General features: G+C 42.2%; 21 protein-coding genes. 6 read left to right on the top strand and 15 right to left on the bottom strand.

Going from position 1 to position 23606, the window contains the following annotated elements:
* Positions 1 to 68: 68 nt before the first annotated feature.
* Genes ACTG7Q_RS03835 through ACTG7Q_RS03815 form a run of 5 tightly spaced genes read right to left on the bottom strand, consistent with a single transcriptional unit; the run spans position 69 to position 5525 of the window.
* A complete protein-coding gene (locus ACTG7Q_RS03835; protein WP_439241072.1) occupies positions 69 to 875 on the bottom strand; it encodes a peptide ABC transporter ATP-binding protein in 807 nt (268 codons plus the stop codon).
* Between the two features lie 28 nt (positions 876 to 903).
* Complete coding sequence (locus ACTG7Q_RS03830) at positions 904 to 1965, bottom strand: peptide ABC transporter ATP-binding protein (protein ID WP_439241070.1); 1062 nt, start codon at positions 1963 to 1965, stop codon at positions 904 to 906.
* Positions 1966 to 1973: 8 nt separating this feature from the next.
* Positions 1974 to 2861, bottom strand: coding sequence for an ABC transporter permease subunit (locus ACTG7Q_RS03825; RefSeq protein WP_439241068.1), 888 nt, complete (start codon positions 2859 to 2861; stop codon positions 1974 to 1976).
* Complete coding sequence (locus ACTG7Q_RS03820; RefSeq protein ID WP_439241066.1) at positions 2851 to 3822, bottom strand: ABC transporter permease; 972 nt, start codon at positions 3820 to 3822, stop codon at positions 2851 to 2853. The genes ACTG7Q_RS03825 and ACTG7Q_RS03820 overlap by 11 nt, the downstream gene beginning before the upstream one ends.
* Positions 3819 to 5525, bottom strand: coding sequence for an ABC transporter substrate-binding protein (locus tag ACTG7Q_RS03815; protein ID WP_439241063.1), 1707 nt, complete (start codon positions 5523 to 5525; stop codon positions 3819 to 3821). Before ACTG7Q_RS03815 ends, ACTG7Q_RS03820 begins: the two co-directional genes overlap by 4 nt.
* A gap of 65 nt (positions 5526 to 5590) precedes the next feature.
* On the opposite strand from ACTG7Q_RS03815, the gene ACTG7Q_RS03810 reads away from it, so the two are divergent.
* From ACTG7Q_RS03810 to ACTG7Q_RS03800, 3 genes are all read left to right on the top strand, one after another.
* On the top strand, positions 5591 to 7000 hold the full coding sequence (locus tag ACTG7Q_RS03810) for a YcjX family protein (RefSeq protein ID WP_439241061.1): 1410 nt from the start codon (positions 5591 to 5593) through the stop codon (positions 6998 to 7000).
* Between the two features lie 8 nt (positions 7001 to 7008).
* Positions 7009 to 8100 carry a TIGR01620 family protein gene (locus tag ACTG7Q_RS03805; RefSeq protein ID WP_439241059.1) on the top strand — a complete coding sequence of 364 codons (1092 nt, stop codon included), beginning with the start codon at positions 7009 to 7011 and terminating at the stop codon, positions 8098 to 8100.
* 77 nt (positions 8101 to 8177) lie between these two features.
* A complete protein-coding gene (locus ACTG7Q_RS03800; protein ID WP_439241057.1) occupies positions 8178 to 9149 on the top strand; it encodes a sigma 54-interacting transcriptional regulator in 972 nt (323 codons plus the stop codon).
* Here ACTG7Q_RS03800 and hflX read toward each other — a convergent pair whose 3' ends face one another.
* From hflX to tsaE, 6 genes are read right to left on the bottom strand one after another with little or no spacing between them, the layout of a single operon-like run.
* Complete coding sequence (hflX, locus tag ACTG7Q_RS03795) at positions 9150 to 10511, bottom strand: ribosome rescue GTPase HflX (protein WP_439241055.1); 1362 nt, start codon at positions 10509 to 10511, stop codon at positions 9150 to 9152.
* 2 nt (positions 10512 to 10513) lie between these two features.
* Positions 10514 to 10786 carry an RNA chaperone Hfq gene (hfq, locus tag ACTG7Q_RS03790; protein ID WP_439241053.1) on the bottom strand — a complete coding sequence of 91 codons (273 nt, stop codon included), beginning with the start codon at positions 10784 to 10786 and terminating at the stop codon, positions 10514 to 10516.
* A 59-nt stretch (positions 10787 to 10845) separates the two neighbouring features.
* The gene (miaA, locus tag ACTG7Q_RS03785) at positions 10846 to 11787 is read right to left on the bottom strand and encodes a tRNA (adenosine(37)-N6)-dimethylallyltransferase MiaA (RefSeq protein WP_439241051.1); all 942 of its coding nucleotides are present in this window, start codon (positions 11785 to 11787) and stop codon (positions 10846 to 10848) included.
* A 16-nt stretch (positions 11788 to 11803) separates the two neighbouring features.
* Complete coding sequence (mutL, locus tag ACTG7Q_RS03780; RefSeq protein ID WP_439241049.1) at positions 11804 to 13636, bottom strand: DNA mismatch repair endonuclease MutL; 1833 nt, start codon at positions 13634 to 13636, stop codon at positions 11804 to 11806.
* Positions 13637 to 13650: 14 nt separating this feature from the next.
* The gene (locus tag ACTG7Q_RS03775) at positions 13651 to 15090 is read right to left on the bottom strand and encodes an N-acetylmuramoyl-L-alanine amidase (protein ID WP_439241047.1); all 1440 of its coding nucleotides are present in this window, start codon (positions 15088 to 15090) and stop codon (positions 13651 to 13653) included.
* Positions 15087 to 15581 (bottom strand): tRNA (adenosine(37)-N6)-threonylcarbamoyltransferase complex ATPase subunit type 1 TsaE, encoded by a 495-nt coding sequence (tsaE, locus tag ACTG7Q_RS03770; RefSeq protein ID WP_439241045.1) that lies wholly within the window; start codon positions 15579 to 15581, stop codon positions 15087 to 15089. The genes ACTG7Q_RS03775 and tsaE overlap by 4 nt, the downstream gene beginning before the upstream one ends.
* 167 nt (positions 15582 to 15748) lie before the next feature.
* Here tsaE and ACTG7Q_RS03765 point away from each other — a divergent pair, with 167 nt between their 5' ends.
* Positions 15749 to 16495, top strand: coding sequence for a hypothetical protein (locus tag ACTG7Q_RS03765; protein ID WP_439241043.1), 747 nt, complete (start codon positions 15749 to 15751; stop codon positions 16493 to 16495).
* A 101-nt stretch (positions 16496 to 16596) separates the two neighbouring features.
* On the opposite strand, the gene ACTG7Q_RS03760 is transcribed toward ACTG7Q_RS03765, so the two are convergent.
* Positions 16597 to 17067 (bottom strand): LexA family protein, encoded by a 471-nt coding sequence (locus ACTG7Q_RS03760; RefSeq protein ID WP_439241041.1) that lies wholly within the window; start codon positions 17065 to 17067, stop codon positions 16597 to 16599.
* 250 nt (positions 17068 to 17317) lie between these two features.
* Between ACTG7Q_RS03760 and sstT the strand changes: the two genes are divergently transcribed.
* Positions 17318 to 18544 (top strand): serine/threonine transporter SstT, encoded by a 1227-nt coding sequence (gene sstT / locus ACTG7Q_RS03755; RefSeq protein ID WP_439241039.1) that lies wholly within the window; start codon positions 17318 to 17320, stop codon positions 18542 to 18544.
* A gap of 153 nt (positions 18545 to 18697) precedes the next feature.
* Entirely contained in the window at positions 18698 to 19276 is a 579-nt protein-coding gene (locus ACTG7Q_RS03750; RefSeq protein WP_439241037.1) for a ComEA family DNA-binding protein, read from the top strand.
* An 88-nt stretch (positions 19277 to 19364) separates the two neighbouring features.
* Here ACTG7Q_RS03750 and ACTG7Q_RS03745 read toward each other — a convergent pair whose 3' ends face one another.
* The 3 genes from ACTG7Q_RS03745 to ACTG7Q_RS03735 form a co-directional block, all read right to left on the bottom strand.
* Positions 19365 to 20282, bottom strand: a complete 918-nt coding sequence (locus tag ACTG7Q_RS03745) for a DUF3298 domain-containing protein (protein WP_439241035.1) — start codon at positions 20280 to 20282, stop codon at positions 19365 to 19367.
* A 64-nt stretch (positions 20283 to 20346) separates the two neighbouring features.
* Entirely contained in the window at positions 20347 to 22077 is a 1731-nt protein-coding gene (gene argS / locus ACTG7Q_RS03740; RefSeq protein ID WP_439241033.1) for an arginine--tRNA ligase, read from the bottom strand.
* A 103-nt stretch (positions 22078 to 22180) separates the two neighbouring features.
* Positions 22181 to 23449 (bottom strand): AmpG family muropeptide MFS transporter, encoded by a 1269-nt coding sequence (locus tag ACTG7Q_RS03735; protein WP_439241031.1) that lies wholly within the window; start codon positions 23447 to 23449, stop codon positions 22181 to 22183.
* Positions 23450 to 23606: the final 157 nt, after the last annotated feature.

Genomic DNA, 23606 nt, shown 5'->3' with positions numbered 1-23606 from the left:
GGGTTTTTTGTTGTTTCCTCCTATCCCATAGGGATAGGGGGCAGGGTTAGTGGAGCGTTATCTCACCATCACCCCCAATCCCTTTCCCACGCACTCTCATCCAATCCATGCTCAAAATGGCTTTCTACTAACCGTTTAGTAATATCGCTTTTCGGATGGTTAAACACGTTTCTTGTATTGCCGTATTCCACCACCATGCCTTTATCTAACACCAGAACTTGATCCGCAATATGTTTGACAAAACCGAGGTGTTGGCTTACATAAATATAGGATATGCCACGGCGTTCTTGTACGTTTAACATCAAATTGGTCAGTTGTGTTTTCACCGAGGCATCAAGGGTGCCGATGGTATCATCTGCAATGATGATTTGAGGTTCAAGAATCAAAGCTTGGGCAAGTGCAATCCGTTGTTTTTGGCTGGCGGAAAGGGTGTTGATTTTGACATTGGTATGGTCCGGATACAGGCCGACTAAGCGGAGAATCTCAACGATTTTTTCATTGCGTTGTGTTTCATCCAATTCTGTGCCGAGTCGGAGAGGCGTATCTAAAATTTGCCCAATGTTTAAACGAGGGTTAAAGGCAAAATTGGGATCTTGCATCAGCATACGAATTCGTTTAGAACGATATTGATAATCCCCGAATGTCAAGGGTTTTCCCTCTAATAAAATACAACCTGAAGTGGGGCGTGTAATGCCGACAATCATTTTCGCCAGTGTCGATTTCCCCGAGCCGTTATTGCCGATAATCGCCAAGGTTTTTTTCTGTTCAAGGCTAAAACTCACGTCTTGCACGGCGTGAAAGGTATCGGGGCCAAATAACCCTTGGTGTTCTTTAAAGGTTTTGGATAAATCGTTAACTTCTAAAAGTGCGGTCATTTTTTCTTCCATTTCTCGGGTAAACCCATTACTCGGTCTGTTGTTGTGCTGTATTGTCAATGTTTAACACTAACGGGCTAGCCGTTTCTTTGATGACGCCATTTTCCCGTAAATTGAGCGGGTGGTGACAAGCAAATTCATGTTGTCGAACACGGCGTAAAGGCGGTTTATTGACACAGTCTTTTTGCGCAAAAGGACAACGCGGGCCTAAGCGACAACCCATCGGCATGTGTTCCAATAATGGTACGCTGCCTCGCAAGGTACTTAAACGGCTTTTGAGTGGTAAAGGTTGACTGAAATCTGGCGTGGCATGCAACAACGCTGCTGTATAAGGGTGAAATGGGGTCTCTAGTACGCTTTCTTTCGGCCCCATTTCGGTGTTTTGGCCACAATAAAGTACGCTAAAACTGTCACACCATTCACTGATTTCGGCAATGTCGTTACTGGCCAGTAAAATGGTCATGCCGTTATTTTTATTCATGCTGGACAGCAAGCGAAAGATTTGTAATTGCGTAGTGGGTTCCAGTGAATTGGTCGGTTCATCGGCAATCAGTAAGCGAGGTTGATTGGCCACCGCAATGGCAATCATCACTTTTTGTCCCTCTCCCTCAGTGATTTCTTTCGGGTAGCTGTTCATGATGTCTTTGTGTTCTTTGATCCCGACACGATGTAACAATTCAATGGCACGGCGTTTTTTCCAACCGAACCACTTCCACCAACGGCCTTTAAACGTCCAAGAGGGAATATTTTGAATAATTTGTTTACCAATTTTACGGCTCGGATCAAGATAGGTGAGCGGTTGTTGATAAATCATGGAAATGGCTTTGCCCACCAGTTTACGTCGTTGATAAGGGCGTAATTTCAGCAATTCCACATCGTCAAAACGAAAGCGATCGGCGCTGATGAGCCAGTCTTCTTTTACCGCATTACAAATCACTTTGGCAATGAGGCTTTTGCCTGATCCTGTTTCGCCCACCAGTCCGCAAATTTCACCCTCATTTAGGGTTAAATTGACATTATCTACCAATTTAATGCGCCCTTGTGGGGTGGGAATTTCAATGCAAAGATTACGAATATCTAATAATGCCATGTTGACTCCTATTCATAATATTTGTTGATGGTTTTACATAAGCCGTTACCAAATACGACCACCACGAGCAAGGATAAAATAATGGCTATACCCGGTAGAATCACCGTCCAAGGGGCGAGATAAACCAATTCTAAGCTATCTCGAATCATTGCCCCCCATTCTGGTGTTGGGCGTTGTGCACCGAGGGCAATAAAACTTAATGCACTGATTTCCATCAGGGTGACTGAAAAAGAACGAATGACTTCTTGAATATAGCGCACGCTGATATTCGGTAAAATGGTTTCTTTCAGCAACACCAAATTAGATACGCCCTCTAAACGGAGTACCAAAACATATTCTTTTTTCAATTCTTGTCGGATAGCTTGATAAATTTCATGAATAAAGTGCGGTAATAATGCAAGAAAAATAGCCAACATCGCATTGGGTAGGCTCGGTTCCATTAACGTGGCAATCACGATACTGATTAACAAAATCGGAATGGATAAAAACGCATCCAGAAAATGCCCTAGCATACGTGATTTTAACCCTTTCGACATACCTGCCAGAATACCTAAAATGCCGCCCAGTAGCGAGGCAAAAAAGACCACAATCATGCTGCCGCCAAAGGTGTAGGTGACGCCATGAATCAAGCGACTAAATACATCTCGTCCCAGATCATCGGTACCCAAAAAGTAGATTACCTTACCGGCGCTATTCCAAGAGGGGGGCGTTAATTCTTCGCCTAAAAATTGCATATCGCTACTATAAGGCGCTAGCCAAGGGGCAAAAATCGCAATAAACAATAAGCCCAAAGTAGCGTAGAAACTAAATAGCGCAATACGATTTTTGCGGAACAATAACCAAATTTGGTTTAATGCATCGCTTTCACGAAATTCGTAGGGTTCTTTATCGAGCATTATTCAGCCATCCTTTTTTGCCAAAGGGATCGAGTATAAATAAACTCAATTCCGCCATAATATTCACAATCATGATAAATAAGCCAATAATCATTACACCCACGGCAATACTATTATAGTCTTGTTGTTCCATGGACAAAATTAACCAACGCCCAATACCAGGCCATGCGAAAGTGGTTTCAATTAACATGGATAAGGCCAAGGTAAAGGTGATTAAGCGGGGAATTTCGGGGATTAACACAGGGAGTGTGTTACGAAAGATGTAACGGCGCAAAATGGTAAAATTTGACCAACCACGGGTCATGGAAAATTTGACGTAATTTTGCGACAAAATCCATTCGGTGCGTTGTTGGATTAGCTTGGTGATTTCCATGGTCGGTGAAATGGCCAATACCAACGTTGGTAACGCCAGATGTTGGAATACATTTTGAATCACTTTGATACGATAAGGCACGTCCAAAAACCATACATCAATTACACTAAATCCAGTGACCTTTGGGATTTCATATAACACATTATATTGTCCCACGGAGGCAATTTCCCACTGATAAACAGCACCTAAATATAGTAAAATTGGTGCAATCCAGAACACGGGTACCGACACACCGAAAGAAGACAAGGCGCTGATGGTTTTACCGTAAATCCGATTTTTGTTAAAGGCACCGATAATCCCCCAAGGCACACCAAACAAAAAAGCCAGAAAAATAGCGGCAAAACACAGTTCTAAAGTGGGTGGAAACACGGTAAAAATCACCAAATTGAGGGAATCGCCACCGTTGTAAGTAATACCTAAATCGCCCTCTAATAAACTGCTTACATAGCTGATATAACCCGAAAAAAAGTGCGGTGTAGAAAAGGCGAGATTTGATGGTTCACGCATAAAAATGGTGTAGCTCACCAAGGACAGTAAGAACAAATTAATAAAGGTTAGAAAAACTCGCCGACAGAACGCATAAATCATTCTTTCTGTTCTCCCATGGATAATTTGCCAAAATGGATATTCCCAAAGGGGGTAATTTCAACGCCTCGCACATTGGCATCGGAAATCAATAAACGCTTGATATTGGCAATGGGAAAAATTGGCAATTCGGTTAAAATTTCTTGTTGTGCCAAAGCATAATCTGCGTTACGTAATTCCGTATTGTTACTCATTAAGGCTAAATCTAACAGGTTATCAAATTTGTGTGAACACCAGTTAGAAAGATTGGTGATTTCGTTGGTGGTGTTGCAGGTTAACAACGGGCGTAAAAAACTATCAGGATCAAGGCTACTAGACAGCCAACCGCTGACGATCAGATCATAATCTTCGGTTTTATTATTCAAATTGTGCATTAAAAAGTTGCGAGAAACGGACCGCAGTTTGACGCTCACGCCCACTTTGGCTAAATCGGATTTGATCATCTCGGCCATTTTTATTGGTGAGGGATTATATACTTGTTCTTGATCGATCACCCACATTTCTAATTTCAGTTTTTTATCTTGTAATAAGGCTTTAGCTTGTTGTGGATCGTAAGGATAATCTTGATAACGACGGTTATCATGCCCCGCCCAAGAGGCGGGGGGGATAATGCGATTGGCGATCGTTGCTGTATCATAATAAATATGTTGGATAATACGCTCACGATTAATGGCTTGCGCAATAGCACGGCGAACATTGACATCTTGCATGGCTGGACGCAAAAAGTTAAAGGCCAAATAGGCTAAATTCATGCCATCGGTCATCGTCATTTGAAAACGCTCGCCACGTTGTTTTAACAAGCCAAGTTGGCTTGGATCGGGATAATTCGCAATTTGACATTCATCATTGAAAAATTTGGCCAAACGCCCCATTCTATCCGTAGACAGATCAATCACAATATGTGGAATGGCGGCTTTTTTCCCCCAGTAATGGGGGTTGCGCTGTAAGCGAATATATTGGCTACGGAAATAATCTTTCAGTTGATAAGCGCCCGTTCCCACGGGTAATTCATCTAACTGGCTCAGGTTATCGTCAGCATTCAGTTGTAACGCATATTCTTGTGATAAAATCACCGCATATTGACTCGCCAAATGAGATAGCACTGACGCATCGGGCGCAAACAGTTCAATTTGCACCGTGTAAGGATCGAGAGAGGTGATTTGTTTGATTTTTTCGCTCAATTTCACGCTTTCAAAATAAGGAAAGCGGGATTTTTTGGCTAATTCATGATAAATCTGATATTGCCGATTGATCTTCTCATTGCTATCGGGAGCAAATTCTGGCAGCGAGGTGTTATGCCCCAACACCCGATTTAACGAAAAAACCACATCATCCGCATTGAGCGCACGAGTGGGGGTAAACCAAGGTGTATGGTGAAATTGCACGCCTTTACGTAAATGAATAGTAATGATTTTGCCATTGGGTGACAGCGTATAGGACTGTGCCAGTGAGGGCTGAATGGCAGCGCTATTGTGAGTGGGTTCAAATAATTTATTATAGATTTGCTCTGTGACCACGTTCATACTGGTGCCAGCGTCTGCGGTTTGTGGATTAAATGAAAATCCACTGGCATTGGTGCAGTAAATTAAGCCATTATTTGTTATAATTTGTGGCACTTTCGGGGCAGCCAATGCCATCGTCGTGGCGCTGAGTAGGCACAGCCACAATAAAAAACGGCATGGACGAAAAGCAAATGTGTTAAGCATAATGTCAGTTATTTGTGATAAATTAGCTTAATTTTATAGGATTTAGGCCGAGATTAAAAATAAAAATGTTCAATAGTTTACAAAAAGAAGTGAATCAATTTATTGACCGTGGTTTAGACCGCAGTTTACGTCTGGCAGTGACGGGACTGAGTCGTAGCGGAAAAACCGCTTTTATTACCAGTTTAATCAATCAGTTATTACATATTAACCGTGCCGATAATAGCCATTTACCGCTGTTTGATGCTGCTCGCAATCATCGTATTTTAGGCGTAAAACGTATTGCACAACAGGATTTGAGTGTACCACGTTTTGACTACGAGCGAAATTTGGCCGAACTTATGCAAAATCCACCGCACTTTCCGCAGTCTACCCGTGGCGTGAGTGAAACCCGTTTGGCGATTCGTTATGAACGCCAAAGCGGATTGATGCGTTATTTAAAAGAAACAGGCACATTGTATCTGGATATTTTTGATTACCCCGGTGAATGGTTGCTCGATTTACCGTTGTTGGAACTGGATTATCAACAATGGTCACAAGGTTTATCGGCGTTATTTTCGCCCCACCGTCAGGCGTTGGCGCAAAATTGGTTAAACAAAGTCGCCACATTGGATTTAACCGCAGTGGCGAATGAAGATGTATTGGCCGAGATCGCACAGGATTACACCGATTATTTACAGGCCTGTAAGGCGCAAGGGTTGCATTTTATTCAACCGGGGCGATTTGTGTTACCGGCAGAATTAGAGGGGGCGCCAGCCTTGCAATTTTTCCCGCTGTTACAGCTCACAGAGGAACAATGGAAACAGTTAAAAAATACCGCCAGTTCAAACAGTTATTTTTCCGTGCTAGAAAAACGTTATGAATATTATCGTAATAAAATTGTGAAAAAGTTCTATCAGGATTATTTTGCGCATTTTGATCGCCAAGTGATTTTAGCCGATTGCTTGACACCGCTCAATCATAGTCGCCAAGCCTTTGAGGATATGCAAGAGGGCTTAACCCAACTGTTCAAAAATTTTCATTATGGTAAACGCCATTTGTTAAGCCGATTATTTTCCCCTCGCATTGACAAATTAATGTTTATTGCGACCAAAGCCGATCACATTACTACGGATCAGTTGCCGAATTTAATGAGTTTAATGCGTCATTTGGTACAAAAAGGCGGGAGCTATGTGGAATTTGAGGGCATTGAAACCGAATACAGTGCGATTGCCGCCATTCGGGCCACCCAACAGGTGAACGTCACGCAACATGGACAGAAATTCAAAGCCATTCAAGGCGTGCGTTCCAGTGATTTACAACGGGTAACGCTGTTCCCCGGTTCAGTGCCAATGAATATTCCCAACGAAACTTTTTGGCAACAGAATAAATTTGAGTTTGATCAGTTTGAGCCACAACGGCTAGAACAAGGCGAAATCATACCGCACTTGCGTATGGATACCGTATTACAATTTTTACTCGGTGATAAGTTAGATTAGGACAAGATATGAACGATAAAATGATTTTTGATGAAACCCAAGCAACGGAAAATGACAATGTTTTTCAAGCGAAACAAGAGTTTAGCGAAACCGAGGCGGACATTGAACTGGACAATTCACCTTTAGAGGGGGAATTATTAGAGGAACAATTTGAACAGGCCATTGGGGCAACATCCAACTGGTGGGTGAGAGGATTGATGATCGCCTTTGGATTATTATTAGTGGCTACGGTGGCACAATCTATTCAATGGTTAGTGGATACGTGGCAGCAACATCAATGGATTTATTTTGTCTTTGCTTTGGTGAGTTTTTTTGTGGTGATATTGGGCATCACGGCCGTTGGGCGGGAATTGCTACGCTTGCGCCATTTACGCCAACACCTCTTAATGCAACAACAAAGTACGCATTGGCAAGCGAATACGACATTGAATACGATGCAAAGTGCGGTGCAATTTGAGTCAGATTTTTCTCATGAACAAGCCCAATCCTTTTGCTTAAAGGTGGCGGAGGCAATGCAGATCGATCCACAACAACCGAGCATTGTGCAATGGCAAAAACAAATTTCCGAAAGTCATAACGCACAAGAAGTGGGCTTTTTATTTAGTCAAACCGTGATGCAACCCTTTGATAAAAAAGCCAAACAACTGATTACGAAAAACGCCTTAGAAAGTGCGGTAGTGATTGCTATCAGCCCCTTGGCCGTGGTGGATACCTTTTTTATGGCGTGGCGCAATATTCGCTTAATTAATCAAATTGCCCGCTTATATGGTATTGAACTGGGCTATTTCAGCCGTTTGCGTTTGATGAAATTAGTATTGATGAACATGGCGTTAACTGGTGCCTCTGAACTGATTCAAGAAGTGGGCATGGATTGGTTGTCACAAGATATGTTGGCGAAATTGTCTGCTCGAGTGGGGCAAGGCATCGGTGCGGGATTATTGACCGCACGCTTAGGCATTAAAACCATGGAATTTTGTCGCCCGTTAGCGTTCCAAAAAGGGGAAAAACCGCATTTGAGCCATATTCATAAGGAAGTGTTAAGCCATTTAAAAGCCACGGTGTTGAATGCCAGTAAATTGAAACAATCAGAAAAATTGTAAAGATTAATTGACGATTTGCCTTTTTTGGTTTACATTTTAATCATCTAACGCTATAAAAACGTAGAGAGAATGAAAAAATGACCGAAAATGCACCGCAGCTCATGCCCACTTTTACTGACATCGTGGCTGAAAGCGACAGTATGCAAGCCTTGTTGGTAACCGCTAAAAAGTTTGCAGCTCTGAATGCGCCGTTGTTAATTCAAGGTGAAACGGGCACGGGTAAGGATTTATTGGCCAAAGCCTGTCACCAAGCAAGTGAACGGCGAGGCAAGAAATTTATTGCGGTGAATTGTGCCGGTCTGCCGAGTGAAGATGCGGAAAGCGAGATGTTTGGTCAAGCCAAAGGTGATAAAACCAGTATCGGCTTTTTTGAATATGCCGAGGGTGGCACCGTGTTATTAGATGGTGTGGCGGAATTATCTTTGCCACTACAAGCAAAATTATTGCGTTTTTTAACCGATGGTACGTTCCGACGAGTAGGCGAAGAACAAGAGCATTATGCCGATGTGCGAGTGATGTGTACAGCGCAACAGCCTTTGCACTATGCGGTGCAACAAGGCAAAGTGCGTGATGACTTATTTCATCGTCTGAATGTACTCGTGTTAGATGTCCCCCCTTTACGCAAACGTCAGCAAGATATTCCAGCGTTAACGGCATTATTTATCCAACAAATTAGCCAAAAACTGGCAATTTCTCCACCGCAGTTTAGCCCAGAATTGATAACTTATTTACAGCATTATACTTGGTCGGGCAATGTACGAGAATTGTACAACGCCTTGTATCGGGCTTGTTCCTTAGCTGAACATCAAACGCTTGATATTCAAGCCCTGAATTTATCTGAACAAGCCATGCCATCCTTAGAACATCACGCCTTGTCTATTGAACAATTTGGCTCACAAACACTAGATCAAATGATGGCGGATTTTGAATGTCAGGTGTTAACAGCATTTTACAAAAAATACCCGAGCACTCGAAAATTGGCACAACGTTTAGGTGTATCTCATACGGCCATTGCGAATAAGTTGAAAGCCTATGGTATTGGGAAATAATTAAGGGTTAAAGACGGTTAATGCTTTAAATTTTTTTACCAACTTTAGCCATTCTACTTGATCGATTCGCAGTTGTAATTGATAATCACCAAGGTCGCTCATTTTTTCTTGGCGAACGCAATCAAGCTGATAAAAGGCGTGGCGAATTTTGCCATCTTGGGGAGAGAGCTGGATGTTTAAGTTGAGAATGGTATTGCTTAAGCGCTGACGAATCGCCTCTCGCAATAAATCTATCCCCTTGCCTAATTGTGCCGACAGATAGACCGCAACAGGTTGATTTTCATCATTATATTCAATATGAGCTTGCACATTGTCGAGTTGATCGATTTTATTATACACCAACAAAGTCGGCACCTTATCGGCCTGAATTTCTTGTAACACGTCATCCACGGCCTGAATATTTTCCCTTTGACGCTGATCCGCCGCATCGACTACATGCAATAATAAACTGGCCTCAGTGGTTTCTTGCAAGGTGGATTTAAAGGCAGAGACTAAATCATGAGGCAGTTCACGAATAAAGCCCACGGTATCTGCCACAATGGTGGTGCCTAGATCTTGAATGCTCAAACGGCGTAGGGTTGGATCGAGGGTGGCGAACAGTTGATCTGCCGCATACACATCAGCTTGGGTGAGCTGATTAAATAGGGTGGATTTGCCGGCATTGGTATAGCCCACGAGGGAGATCGTGGGAATGGCGGCCTTTTGTCGAGTTTGGCGATTTTGCTGGCGCTGTTTGCTCACTTTTTCTAAGCGATTTTGTAGCTGTGCCATACGTACTCTAATTAAACGGCGATCGGTTTCCAGTTGGGTTTCCCCTGGACCTCGTAAGCCAACGGCGCCTTTTTGTTGATCTAAGCCAGTTTTTCTTCGCACTAATCGGGTGGCCAGATGTTTTAGTTGGGCCAGTTCAACTTGTAATTTTCCCTCGTGGGAACGTGCTCGTTGCGCAAAAATATCTAAAATTAGCCCCGTGCGGTCCACCACACGGCATTGGCATAGGGTTTCTAAATTTCGGGTCTGTGCTGGGGTGAGTTGATGATTGACTAAAATTACATCCGCTTGATGACATTCCACGGCTTGTGCAATTTCTTCCGCTTTGCCTTGACCAACAAAATATTTGGCTTGTGGTGTTGACCGAGCGGTGGTGAGTACTTGGGCAATGTCCACTTGCGCAGACTTGGCTAATAATTGAAATTCATTCAAATCGTCCACATTTTTATCTTGTGAGAAAAAAACGTGAACAACAATAGCACGGTCTAATTGGCGCAAGTCAGAGACTGCGGTAGAAATTGATGAATTTTCTACCGCACTTTTCAGGTTATCAGCACAATATTGTGTCTGAATGGGATCGAAATAAGTCAATCTTATTCTGTGACAGTTTCGACTTCAGCGGATTGTTGTGTATGTTGCTGTCCGTTATTATTATGATGTGATACTGAACGAGCAGGTACAACCGTTGAAATCGCATGTTTGTACACCATTTGATTAACAGTATTTTTCAGCAAAATCACAAATTGGTCGAATGATTCGATTTGGCCTTGTAATTTGATGCCGTTGACTAAGTAAATAGAAACTGGAATACGCTCACGACGGAGTGCATTCAAATAAGGATCTTGTAATGATTGTCCTTTTGCCATGTTGTTTTCCTTCTTATTGTTATTATGCGTTAGCCGTGTCGGTTAACTGTTTCACTATATCAATTTTGCATAGCAAGATCAAAGGCTTGTTGCACCTTTTTTAAATTTTGTTCATTTTGTAAGCTATCTAGCCATTGAATCGGGCTTTTCCAACCTCGTAACCATGTAATTTGACGCTTGGCAAGCTGTCGGGTGGCGCAAATTCCTCGATAGATAGCCTCCTCTAAATCATAATCACCTTGTAAATGTTCCCACATTTGACGATAGCCCACACAGCGCATAGCGGGCAAATTAATATGTAAATCAGGGCGTGCGTAGAGTTTTTCCACTTCCGCTTGAAAGCCTTGTGCGATCATGTTTTGGAAACGTAAAGCGATCCGTTGATGTAAAACCGTACGATCTTCAGGCGCAATAGCAAATTGCAAAAGCTGATAGGGCAGTGCCTCGCCTTTTTGTGCGGTGAGTTCGGTCAGTGATTTGCCCGTTAAATAAAATACCTCTAATGCCCGATTAATGCGTTGGCTGTCATTGGGGTTAATACGTTGTGCAGAAACAGGATCTACCAGTGCCAACTCTTGATGTAACGCCACCCAACCTATTTTTTCGGCTTTCGTTTCAATCTCAGCTCGCAAGATTTCATCGGCATTGGGCAAAGGAGAAAGCCCCTCTAATAAGGCTTTGTAATATAACATGGTGCCACCGACCAACAAGGGAATTTTGCCTTTGGCGGTAATCTCTGCCATTTCTCGCAACGCATCGGCTCGAAAATTCATGGCGGAATAGCTTTCTGCGGGATCCAAAATATCAATTAGACGGTGTGGCGCTTGTGCTAATTCTTCGGCGCTAGGTTTGGCGGTGCCAATGTCCATGCCTTGATAAATCAAGGCACTGTCTACGCTGATAATTTCCACGGGAAGTGACTGATACAGTTTAATGGCTAAATCGGTTTTCCCCGAGGCGGTAGGCCCCATCAGAAAAATGGCAAGAGGTTGAGTTGACATAGCGGTGAGGTTTTCCTTAATCAAGATACGGGGAAAAATCCACGTTAATCAATAATGATGATAACTGCGGTGCGGCTTGCTTGTGCTGTTCCACTCCTTGCAATACATTCACCGCACTGGCCAATGTTGTGATGGGCGAGGATTCCACCAAGTCTATGAGTGCGGTGCGAAAATCGTCCATTTTGGCTAAAGGTAAATTAAGCAAAGACAGCACGATTTTTTGTAAATTTTGTTGGCGTAAACAGACGGGGATTTGATTGAGCGTAAGACGTTGTTGTGCCACATTTTCGACAAATTCAAAGCCAACTTCTGCAAAATAAGCCTGTTGTTGTTGCCAACGATCACGTTGTGACGGGGCTAAACGAAAGACCACGGGAATTAATAATGGCTGTTTTGGGGCATGGTTCGTCAGGGTTAACTTCAACGCTAACTTTTGTAAAGCGGCTAATGGCAATAAATAGAACGTCTCATGCTGTTGTAATAATAACGCACGATTTTCGACGAGTGCTAAAGCACGCAACATTGTGGTTTGGGCTAACTGTGGCGCAGTATTGACCTCGACTGACATGCTTGGTGTCGTATTGCTAGAGGGGGCCACTGTCGGTGTTGTTTTAATCAGCTCCGCATATAAGCGTTGCTCTGTTTTGGTCGGATGGTTAGCGTCAACCGATGAGGTAAAGTGCGGTGGAAAATGTGCTGATTTTGCCGCTGTATTTGAACTGGAATGGCGAGAAAAAATATTTTCTCCTGCCGCTTGGCGATTCGGTTTTATGCTGACATGATACTCAGCTTGTGGTTCTTGCACTTGCCCATGGTTTACGTCAACTGGTTCAGCATGTAAGTCTAACTGAGCGGCCGATAATAGGGCATTGCTTACACCCTGAAAAATAAAATCATGAATTAAACGAGCCTGTTGAAAACGGACCTCATGTTTAGTCGGGTGAACATTCACATCCACTTCATTGGGATTGAGATCCAAAAATAACACAAAAGCAGGGTATTGTTCCGTGCCTAAATAGTCCGCATAGGCCTGACGAATGGCATGAGTAATAACTTTATCTTTCACCATACGCCCATTGATATAACAATAACTTAAATCATTTTGGGTACGAGTAAATTGGGGGGTCGCCACCCATCCTGATAAATGCAGATCATCGTGTTTCCAATTGATATGCAAGGCGTGCTGTACAAAATCTTCGCCACAAATGGCGGCCACACGTTTTAAAATCTGTGATTTTTCCACCGCACTTTTATATTGACGCATTATTTTGCCATTGTGCGTGAGTGTAAAGGCAATTTGTGATTTGGCTAAAGCAATGCGCCGAATCACTTCATCAATATGGGCGAATTCGGTTTTATCTGTGCGTAAAAATTTGCGTCTGGCTGGTGTGTTAAAAAATAAATTGGCCACTTCAACGGTGGTTCCTACTGGGTGAGAGGCGGGAGTAATCGTACTTTGTTGATCTCGCCCTTGCACATACACTTGCCAAGCCTCATTTTGTTCTGCGGTGCGAGAGGTAAGGGTTAAACGTGAAACCGAGCTAATACTCGCCAACGCCTCGCCGCGAAAGCCAAGGCTTAAAATGGCTTCCAAATCTTCTAAGCACGTGATTTTACTGGTGGCATGGCGAGCTAAGGCCAACGCTAGTTCTTGTTTGGCAATCCCTATGCCATTATCCCGAATACGAATTAATGTGGCGCCGCCGTGTTCAATATCAATTTGAATACGATTGGCGCCTGCATCAAGGCTATTTTCAACCAATTCTTTCACCACCGAGGCAGGCCGTTCCACCACTTCGCCAGCAGCGATTTGGTTAGCCAGTTGAGGGGGGAGAATTTGAATCGTCATCGTGATCAATCCCCTTATTCTCGAATTTGGATTTTCTGGCCAACAACCACTTTACCATTTTTCAATTTCGGATTTAATTTCAAGATCTTATCTGCCGATATCCCATATAAACGTGCGACCGCATAAATGGTTTGATCTTTCTCAATGGTGTGATATTTCGGTATTGCCTGACTTTTTTCTTTTTTATGTTCCGCTTGATTGGCTGTTGTTTTTTGCTCTGTTTTTGGCGTTGTTTTTACCGTCGTTTTGGCAGTCGCCGAGGCGGTTTCTTTGGCCTGGGTTTTGCTCGTATTTTCATTGTTTTTAGTGTTTTTCTTCTGGCTTTCTTTCGCATTTTCCCCATGACTATTTTTATCGACCGTTTTTTTACTGTCAACTTTCTCGCTAGAACTTGTGGTGGTTTTGCTACTCGCCGGGATTTTGAGGGTTTCACCAATCCACAATTCTTTACGTTTGAGGTGATTTAATGTCACAATGTCGTCCGATTTCACCGCATATTTTTGCGCCAATCCACCGAGCGTTTCTCCTGATTTTACCTTATGTCGTACCCCACTATCTGATATTTCATTAGCGGCATTTTTCTTGTTATCTTTATCCTCTTTATGGGTTGTTTTATTCGGGTTTTTACTGTCTTTTTTCTCACTAGTTTGATTTTTTTCTTGAGTACTTTCCTTATAAGCTACCGTGGTATTCACGTCTAATCCGCCATTTTTACGGCGATAATCGACTAAGCCCTGATAAATAATATAGGCAATGCGACGACGATAAGAAGGCGTACTTAATTTAGCCTCTTCTTCGGTATTTGACAGAAAACCAGTCTCCACCAAGACGGAGGGAATATCTGGCGAACGCAACACGCCGAGGCTCGCATGTTGAGGGCGGCTGCGGCTCAATGTGGTGATGCGTGAAAAATGTTGTAAAATGGTATTACCCAACTCATAGCCCACACGTTGGCTATGACCAAATTGTAAATCAAGAACAGTTTGATTCAGATAGACTTCCTTGCTATGGGATAACACTTTGCCAGCGCCGCCCAGTAATTCCGATTGTTTTTCGTGATCTTCCAACCATTGCCCCATTTCATCATTGGCACGACGATTAGACAGTACCCACACGGAGGCGCCACGCATACTGCTTTTTACAGAGGAATCCGCATGAATGGAAATTAAATAATTCGCTTTGTTGCGACGGGCAATTTCGGAACGAGAGGGCACAGTAATATAATAGTCGCCATTACGGGTTAATACGCCACGGAAATTCGGATCTTTATCCAATAACGCTTTGAGTTCACGAGCGATAGAGAGGGTGACATTTTTTTCATAAATATGTAAATTACGCCCAATGGCACCGGGGTCTTTTCCGCCATGGCCAGGATCAATCGCAATCGTCCACACCTCCGCCAAGCTAACAGAGGAAAAAAGTGCGGTTAAAATTAACAATAAAATACGTTTCATAGGGTTATTGGATGTTGTTGTAATTGTGTGATGATTTCGGTACCAAGAGTACTATTGGCGCTTAATTCAATACGTCGTGTGTCGTTATCGTAGTCGATATTCACGAATAAATCTGCGCTATTTAACACGCCCTCGCCTTTTTCAGCCCATTCAATCAAGCAAATCGCTTGTGCGGTAAAATAATCACGAATGCCCATAAATTCTAATTCTTCGGGATCGTTTAAGCGATACAAATCAAAATGATAAATGTCTCGCTCGGCCACATGATAGGTTTCCACTAACGTGTAAGTAGGGCTTTTTACATTGCCTTGATAGCCTAAACCTTGAATCATACCACGGCTTAATGTGGTTTTTCCGGCCCCCAGTTCACCATTTAAATAAATGACCACGCCATGTTCATGGGTGAACGGATAAATAAGGTTCACTAATTGGGCGCCAAAGCGACAAGTAGCTTGTTCATCAGCAAGTGGTTGGCTATAACTTATATTCATGTGTAGGCGTTTGATATATGACGAAAATTAAAAAAATTATACCGCACTTTGCGTATTTTAACAGTAAAAAAACATCGGATAAGCTTAAAATAGTGGATCATTTTCAAATTAAGGGAAATTGCTTTATAATGCACTGAACCTGTTTTAATGTTATTTTAGGAGTGAACATGAATCATTTGACAACCTTGAGTGTTGCTTTTTTACTTGCCCTGTCTTTATCGGCTTGCGATGAAAAACAGACGGAACCTGCCAAAGCGGTTTCTTCTTCGCAAACCACTACCACACAAGCGGCCTCTGCACAAACCAACAGTATTGTTGCCTTACCTGAATTTGATTTACGATTATTAAAACCCATTTTATTATCTAACAATAAATCGGTTAGAGGGGCGGAAGACTTTGTTAAATTCTATGAATGGTCAGCTAAATTTGATCAAAAACAACAAAAATTGATCGCAGAATTACAAGGGCATATCAATTCACCCGAAGAAAGCCATTACATTGAAAAAAATGCGAAATTTAGCGACAAGATTACGGCACAGTTAAATGAATTGGTGGAGTCAACCGATGAATATGAGCGTGTATTAAAAGCTTTTACCATTAAGGATAATGATGTCAAAACTGTGCTTGAAAGAAAAATGGCGTTGACAGCCCTTTCAAATGCGGCCATGGCGGAAATTTTTAAGGCCGCCATCAAACTTGGCAAATCTACACCAGAACAACAGCAAGAGTTTAGCGCCGTGACGAAAGATTTCCAAGCAAATGTGCAACAAGCCCGTTCAATTTTAAATGAGGCGACGAATAAATTAGTTCGTCAATATTTGGTGGTGCCTCCAACACAGAAAGTGCAACCATCGGCTCAGTCAACAACACAACCTGTGCCAACTAAAGCGCAGTCCTCACAAAAAACAAAGTAATGGAGAGGATTCCAAAATAAGTTGTTTGTCGTGCGGTCTGAATAATCAGTCGATTCAGACCGCACTTTTTATAGCACTTATTTATACCCGTGAGTGGCGAGTTATGCCGCAAATTTCATGCTATTTTTACGGGGTTTTATTTGATGAATCGTATTGGTCACCGTGCCAACAATAGGCAGACTATCCCAATGTTGGGTTTTAATATGCTGTGCTTTTGAACTCAAGGGAAAGAAAATAAATTCACCGTTATTGTGGCTAACAAATTCATAGACTTCCATTTGTTGATCCACGTCGATCACAATCAGATCACCTAAAGATAAGCTATCATTTTTTTCTACCACGAGCATATCATCTTGTTCAATGCCCCAAGCTAACATATCAGGATTGGTGACCCGAATAAAACAAGTTTGTTGTGGTCGTTTGATACAATATAAATTGAGATCGAGCTTACGACTGTAATTTTTCGTCATGGACTGGCGATCCTCAAAATAGGGAATAGGGTGGTAAGAAAAATCATTGGCGATCATCGTATTGGTATTACGGTAGTGAGCGTGGTTGATTGTATTATTCATAATAATTACCCTGTAAAAAAATTAACTTGTTTTCTTGAACAGGTGTATGTTACTGTATTTGAAAACAGTCAGTCAAGTAAAATTTAGATCTTTTTTAAAATTTTTAATCTTTTTTGTAAAAATATCGTAATTTATTTTTTTACTATTTCTTTTAATTTAAATTTCAGCTATCTTTGAAGTGCTTATTGGATCGTAAGATCTGTGTGATTAACCGCAAGCAAACGCTTGCCTCATTTTGTGGATTGAAATTATGGATAGTTCACGTTTATTTTCATTTTTATTCCAAGGAAGTTTAGTTAAACGCATTTCTATTGGTTTAGTTCTCGGTATTTTACTGGCTTTGGTTGCGCCTGAATGGGCTGCTAAATTTGGTGTATTAGGCACGATTTTTGTTAAAGCATTACGTGCTGTTGCCCCGATTCTGGTGTTCGTGTTAGTGGTCTCTGCCATTGCAACAAGGGAAGTGGGCGCAAAAACCAATATGAAATCCATTGTTTGGCTCTATATTTTGGGGACTTTCTTGGCGGCGTTCACTGCCGTGATCGTGAGTTTTGTATTCCCTGTGACCATTCCGTTGCAAGCCGCTGAACAATCCTTAACGCCTCCAGGATCGATTAGCGAAGTTTTGACGACGGTGATCTTAAATATTTTTGATAACCCAATCAAAGCCATTGCAGATGCCAATTTTATCGGTATTCTTGCGTGGGCGATTGCCTTGGGTTTAGTGTTACGCCATGCAGCGGATAGCACCAAAAATGTATTTAATGATATTTCCGAGGCCATATCTAAAATTGTACATTTAGTCATTAGCTTAGCGCCTTTTGGGGTGTTTGGTTTGGTGGCAGATACTTTAGCGGATAAAGGTTTGGCAGCTTTAGCCAATTATGTTTATTTATTAGCGGTGTTACTTGGCGCTATGTTCTTCGTGGCTTTCGTGATGAATCCACTTATTGTATATTGGAAAATTCGTCGTAATCCTTATCCATTAGTCTGGGAATGCATTCGTGTAAGTGGCGTGACCGCTTTCTTTACACGCAGCTCTGCAGCGAATATTCCAGTGAACATGGAATTAGCCAAACGCTTAAACTTAAATGAAGAAACCTATTCCGTATCCATTCCGTTAGGTGCTACCATTAATATGGGCGGTGCAGCGATTACCATTACCATTTTAACCTTAGCAGCCGTGAATACCTTAGGTATTCAAGTGTCTATTCCCTCTGCGATTTTGTTAAGTCTGGTTGCTGCTATTTGTGCCTGTGGTGCATCGGGCGTGGCAGGCGGTTCATTATTGCTGATTCCATTAGCTTGTAGTTTATTTGGTATTTCTGCTGATGTGGCGGTGCAAGTGATCGCTGTTGGCTTCATTATCGGGGTATTACAAGACTCCACAGAAACTGCGTTGAATTCTTCCACTGATGTACTCTTTACCGCAGCGGTTTGTCTGGCGGAAGAGCAGAAAGGAAATCAAGAGGCTTAATTGATATTGATAGCCTACATGAAAAAGCGATCCTGTGAGGTCGCTTTTTTATTGCCATAAAAATAAATTGATCAGCAAGGAACTTATTACCTATTTAAGACTCTTAGCATACGAGTATGATCACTCTATATTTTATTATTACAAGGAATTTACATGAAAGCACTTGCCTCTATTTTAACATTAGGACTTGGTTTAGCCATTTCTTCTACTTCATTTGCAAACAGCGTGACAAATACGGTGTTATCCACAGCAAAAGACAGCGCAAAATCGGCTGTGACAGAGAAAGTCACATCTAGCACCAGTTCTGCCACCAATGCGGTGAGTTCAGCGAAAACAGCGGTTAGCGATAAAATTAACGCAGTAAAAACTTCTGCCACCAGTACGTCGACCAGTTCGGTAACGGATAAAGTCACCTCAGCTAAAACGGCGGTAACAGACAAAGCGACTTCGGCAAAAACAGCCGTAACGGATAAAGCGACTTCAGCCAAAACAGCGGTAACTGATAAAGTCACGTCAGCAAAAAGTGCGGTATCTTCAAGCGCTAAAGTGAATATTAATACGGCGGATGCCAGTACCTTACAATCACTCAGCGGCATTGGTGAAACCAAAGCAAAAGCCATTATTGAATATCGCAATAAAGTGGGTAAATTTACCTCAGCCTCTGATTTATCTAATGTATCAGGCTTAGGCAGCACCACTATTGAGAAAATCACCCCATATTTAAGTTTCTAACTTTTGGCTTACGCAATAAAAAAACCGAGTGAAAACTCGGTTTTTTGTTGCCAAAAATTGGCGAAAAATGACCGCACTTTACGTGCCGTTAATACCACAAATATGCTTTATTAATCAGATCTTCTACTTGGTTCCAATACAAGGTCAAGGTAATGTCCCCCTCGACATAATAACCAATCGCATAAGGTGGGTAGACAAAATTTATGCCCTCTGCAGAGAAATAAAAAGCAGGAGAAACATAAAAATCCTTTTGATTAGCATAAAGCTCTCCATCAGAGTTTTCTTGACGATAGGTTTTATAGCTTTCCCATAACAAGTCTTGGAATTTGCTTTGGTTGGCTTTTGGAATGAGATCATCTAGTCCGATTTTTGCTTTTTTATTGATATCTACATTAATGTAATCGGTCCAACCATTACCATGCGCCCCGCCAGTAAATGCGTATTTACTATAAGAAAATGTGACCACATTTTGACGTTGACCCAAATAGAAAACGGAGTCGGAAAGCTCGTTGCCAAAAGTATTAAATTCCTTGACCTCGGCCAGTCCCTCTTGATAATACACCTCATAGAGTTTGAGTAAACGATCTTTGGGCGTCGGGAGCTTGTTGAGTTCAGCCAATAAATTTTTATCTTCAATAAAGGCGGTGTCGCCAATCAGTTCATTGTAAAGCAAATCATCTAGCCACGTTATTCCTGTTTCAACGCTCGATAAATGATAATCCACGTAACTTTGACTTACACCAAAATCATCTTCTTTGATGCTATCGGGATCTCGATTAAATTCTTGTCTTTTCTCAAACAAGGTGACAGGTTTTACCTGTAACGCAGGGACTTCCGTGAGCTTTTCTTGCGCAATTTTTAATTCCGCTTGCGATTTTTCCAACTGTGCATTTAGCTGACTAATCGTTTGCTCGGCGGTTTGTAATTTGGCTTGCGTATCTTTGTCATCACAAGCAGAAAGTACCAAAGTGGAGGCTATCAATAAAGCAAGGAGCGATTTTTTCATACCATTTTCCTTTTGTTATCTGAAAATTCCCTCTCCCTATGGGAGAGGGCTAGGGTGAGGGTCGTTACATTTTCTCAACCGTTTTAATCCCAAGTAAATCTAAACCTTGTTTTAAAATACGTTCGGTTAATTGAGCTAATTTTAAACGGCTTAATTTAACTGCTTGCTCGGCATTTAAAATTGGGCAATGTTCATAGAAACTCGAGAACACACCGGCCAATTCATATAAATAAGCACAAAGTACATGCGGTGTACCGTCTTTCACCACAGTTTGCACGGCCTCTTCAAATTGCAATAATTTTATCGCCAATGCTCGTTCTTTTTCTTCATTTAACACAATAGGGGCTTGCGAAAGTGCGGTGGAATCCACATCTGTTTTATTGAAAATCGAACGAATACGTGTATAAGCATATTGCATATAAGGTGCCGTGTTGCCCTCAAAGCTCAACATATTATCCCAATCAAAAACGTAGTCCGTGGTGCGGTTTTTAGACAGATCCGCATATTTCACCGAACCAATAGCCACCGCCTCAATCACCTCAGCTTTTTCTTGCTCAGAAAGTGCGGTGGATTTTTCATTAATTAATTTGCCGGCACGTTCCACGGCCTCGTCTAACAAATCCGCTAATTTCACCGTGCCACCGGAACGAGTTTTAAATGGCTTGCCGTCTTTGCCTAACATCATGCCAAAATTCTGGTGTTCAAGACTAAAACTCTCCGGCACATAACCTGCTTTACGAGTGATTAACCAAGCCTGTTGCATATGTTGGCTTTGGCGAGTGTCGGAGAACACTAAGGCACGGTCGGCGTGCAAGGTTTCATAGCGATATTTGGCTGCGGCAATATCCGTGGTGGTGTATAAAAATCCGCCGTCTTTTTTCTGCACAATTACGCCCATTGGGTCGCCGTCTTTGTTTTTAAATTCGTCCAAATACACCACTAAGGCACCGTCATCTTCCACGGCTAATCCTTTTGCTTTCAAATCAGCGACAATTTCAGGCAACATTGGATTATATAAACTTTCGCCCATCACATCTTTTTCAGTGAGACTCACATTTAACCTATTATAATTAAGTTGATTCTGTGACATGGTCATATCAACTAATTTTTTCCACATGGTTAAGCAATATTGATCGCCCCCTTGCAATTTCACCACATATTGACGAGCTTTTTCAGCAAAGACGTCATCGGCGTCATAATGTTCTTTGGCAGCACGATAAAAGGCCTCTAGATCGCTTAAGTCCATTTCGCTAGCATGTTCATTTTCCATTTTTTCAAGGTAAGCAATCAACATACCAAACTGCGTTCCCCAGTCACCGACATGGTTAGCACGGATCACCTTATGTCCCATAAATTCCAATGCACGGACAACGGCATCACCGATAATCGTAGAACGTAAATGCCCCACGTGCATTTCTTTGGCAACATTGGGAGAGGAATAATCCGCCACCACGGTCTGCGATTTATCCGTTTTTATGCCAAAATTCACCGCACTTAACGCCTGTTCGGCGTTGTCGGCTAACCAGTTTTTATCTAAGAAAATATTAATAAAACCGGGCCCGGCAATTTCTAATTTTTCCACTATCCCATTTAATTCGACAGCATCCACTACTTTTTGTGCAAACTCACGAGGATTTAAGCCTAATTTTTTGGCTGCTCCCATAATGCCGTTGGCTTGATAATCACCAAATTGAGGTTTACCCGATTGGCGTACTGCTGGCTCGACATTGTTTTCTGCTCCAGCCTTAATCATGGCTTGTTGAATTTTTTCCGATAAAAGAGTTTGAATATTCACGTTTTATACCTATAAATAAATGATACTTGTTAATGGGTTATGATACCGTTGTTTGTTGGTTTAGAAAAGGAAATTTGCACAATCAAAGGGTAATTTGCTGTTTCTATTTGGTGGTTTTCCACGGTGCAATCCAAATCAAACACAACATTCCTGGGATCGCCAACCAAAAACAAAGCCAAAAATAATCATAATAACCCAACCGATCAATTAACGCACCGGCTTGTGTATTGATCGTGGCACGTGGCAAGGCGGATAAACTGGTAAATAAGGCGAGTTGCGTCGCCGTATAAAGTGGATTAGTTTCTCTTGCCATAAAGGCCACAAAGGCAGCGGTGCCTAAGCCGACGCCAATATATTCGGCGGCAATCACTAGGCTTAACGCAAACAATTCATAGCTACCGATTTGATCAAACGGCCCTTGTTTTGCCAACCATGCAAAGCCTAAAATGGTGAGAATTTGCACCACACCAAATAACCATAAGGCTTTATTAATGCCAATTTTCAACATGATCACACCGCCCACAATACTGGCAATCACCATAGGCCAAAGGGAGGCATTTTTGGCGATAATCCCGATTTGGCTGTTGCTAAAGCCCATATCTAAATAGAACGGCGAAATCAGGGCAGTGGCCATGCTGTCGCCGAGTTTATACAGGAAAATAAAGGCAAGAATGGCTAAGGCTGACCAAAGTCCTTTGCGACCAAAAAATTCTTTAAATGGCTCAATGACATTATCTCGTAAAGTGCGGTGCGAATTAAGCAAGATTTTAGGTTCACGGCTGATAAATAGGGTCATCAAAATCCCCGGCAACATAAACAGTGCGGTGATAATAAACACGGTTTGCCAATCAAAATAATCCGATAAAATCAATGAGAGAGAACCCGGCACTAAACCTGCAATGCGATACGCATTAACATGAATAGAGTTACCCAAGCCCAATTCTTCGTCCGATAAAATTTCTCGCCGATACGCATCTAACACTACATCTTGATTCGCCGAAAAAAACGCACAAAGGGTAGCCAGTCCTGCGATTAGGGTTAAGCCTTGATTGCTTTGGGGGGAGATAAATCCAAATAACGCCATGGAGAGTAATAACAGAAGTTGTGAAACCAAAATCCAACCACGGCGGCGACCGAGAAAAGGGAGCGTGTAGCGATCAAGCAACGGCGACCACAAAAATTTCCATGTAAAAGGGAGCGTAACGGCGGTGAAATGCCCGAGGGTTGTTAAATCCACCTGTTCAGAACGTAGCCAAATCGGCAACAGGGAAATCAAAATATAAAAGGGCAACCCAGAGCTGAATCCAGTAAAAATACAGATCAGCATATTACGGCTGAAAATTTGGGAGAGAACGGTCGGTTTATTTGGCATAGTCAATTTATTATCTTAATGAAAGCCCCCTTTCCCTCTGGGAGAAGGCAGGGGTGAGAGTAGATGTATTGTCCTTGATTTTCGGGGAGGGTGCAAGTGTTAAAACGTCAATTTGGCGTGATCTTGTTGAAGAATAAATCGATCTCGGTGTTTTATT

It is taken from the genome of Lonepinella sp. BR2474 (genome assembly GCF_051851555.1).
In the GTDB taxonomy this organism is placed as follows: Bacteria; Pseudomonadota; Gammaproteobacteria; order Enterobacterales; family Pasteurellaceae; genus Lonepinella.
This window is presented reverse-complemented; position numbering and strand designations above follow the sequence as displayed.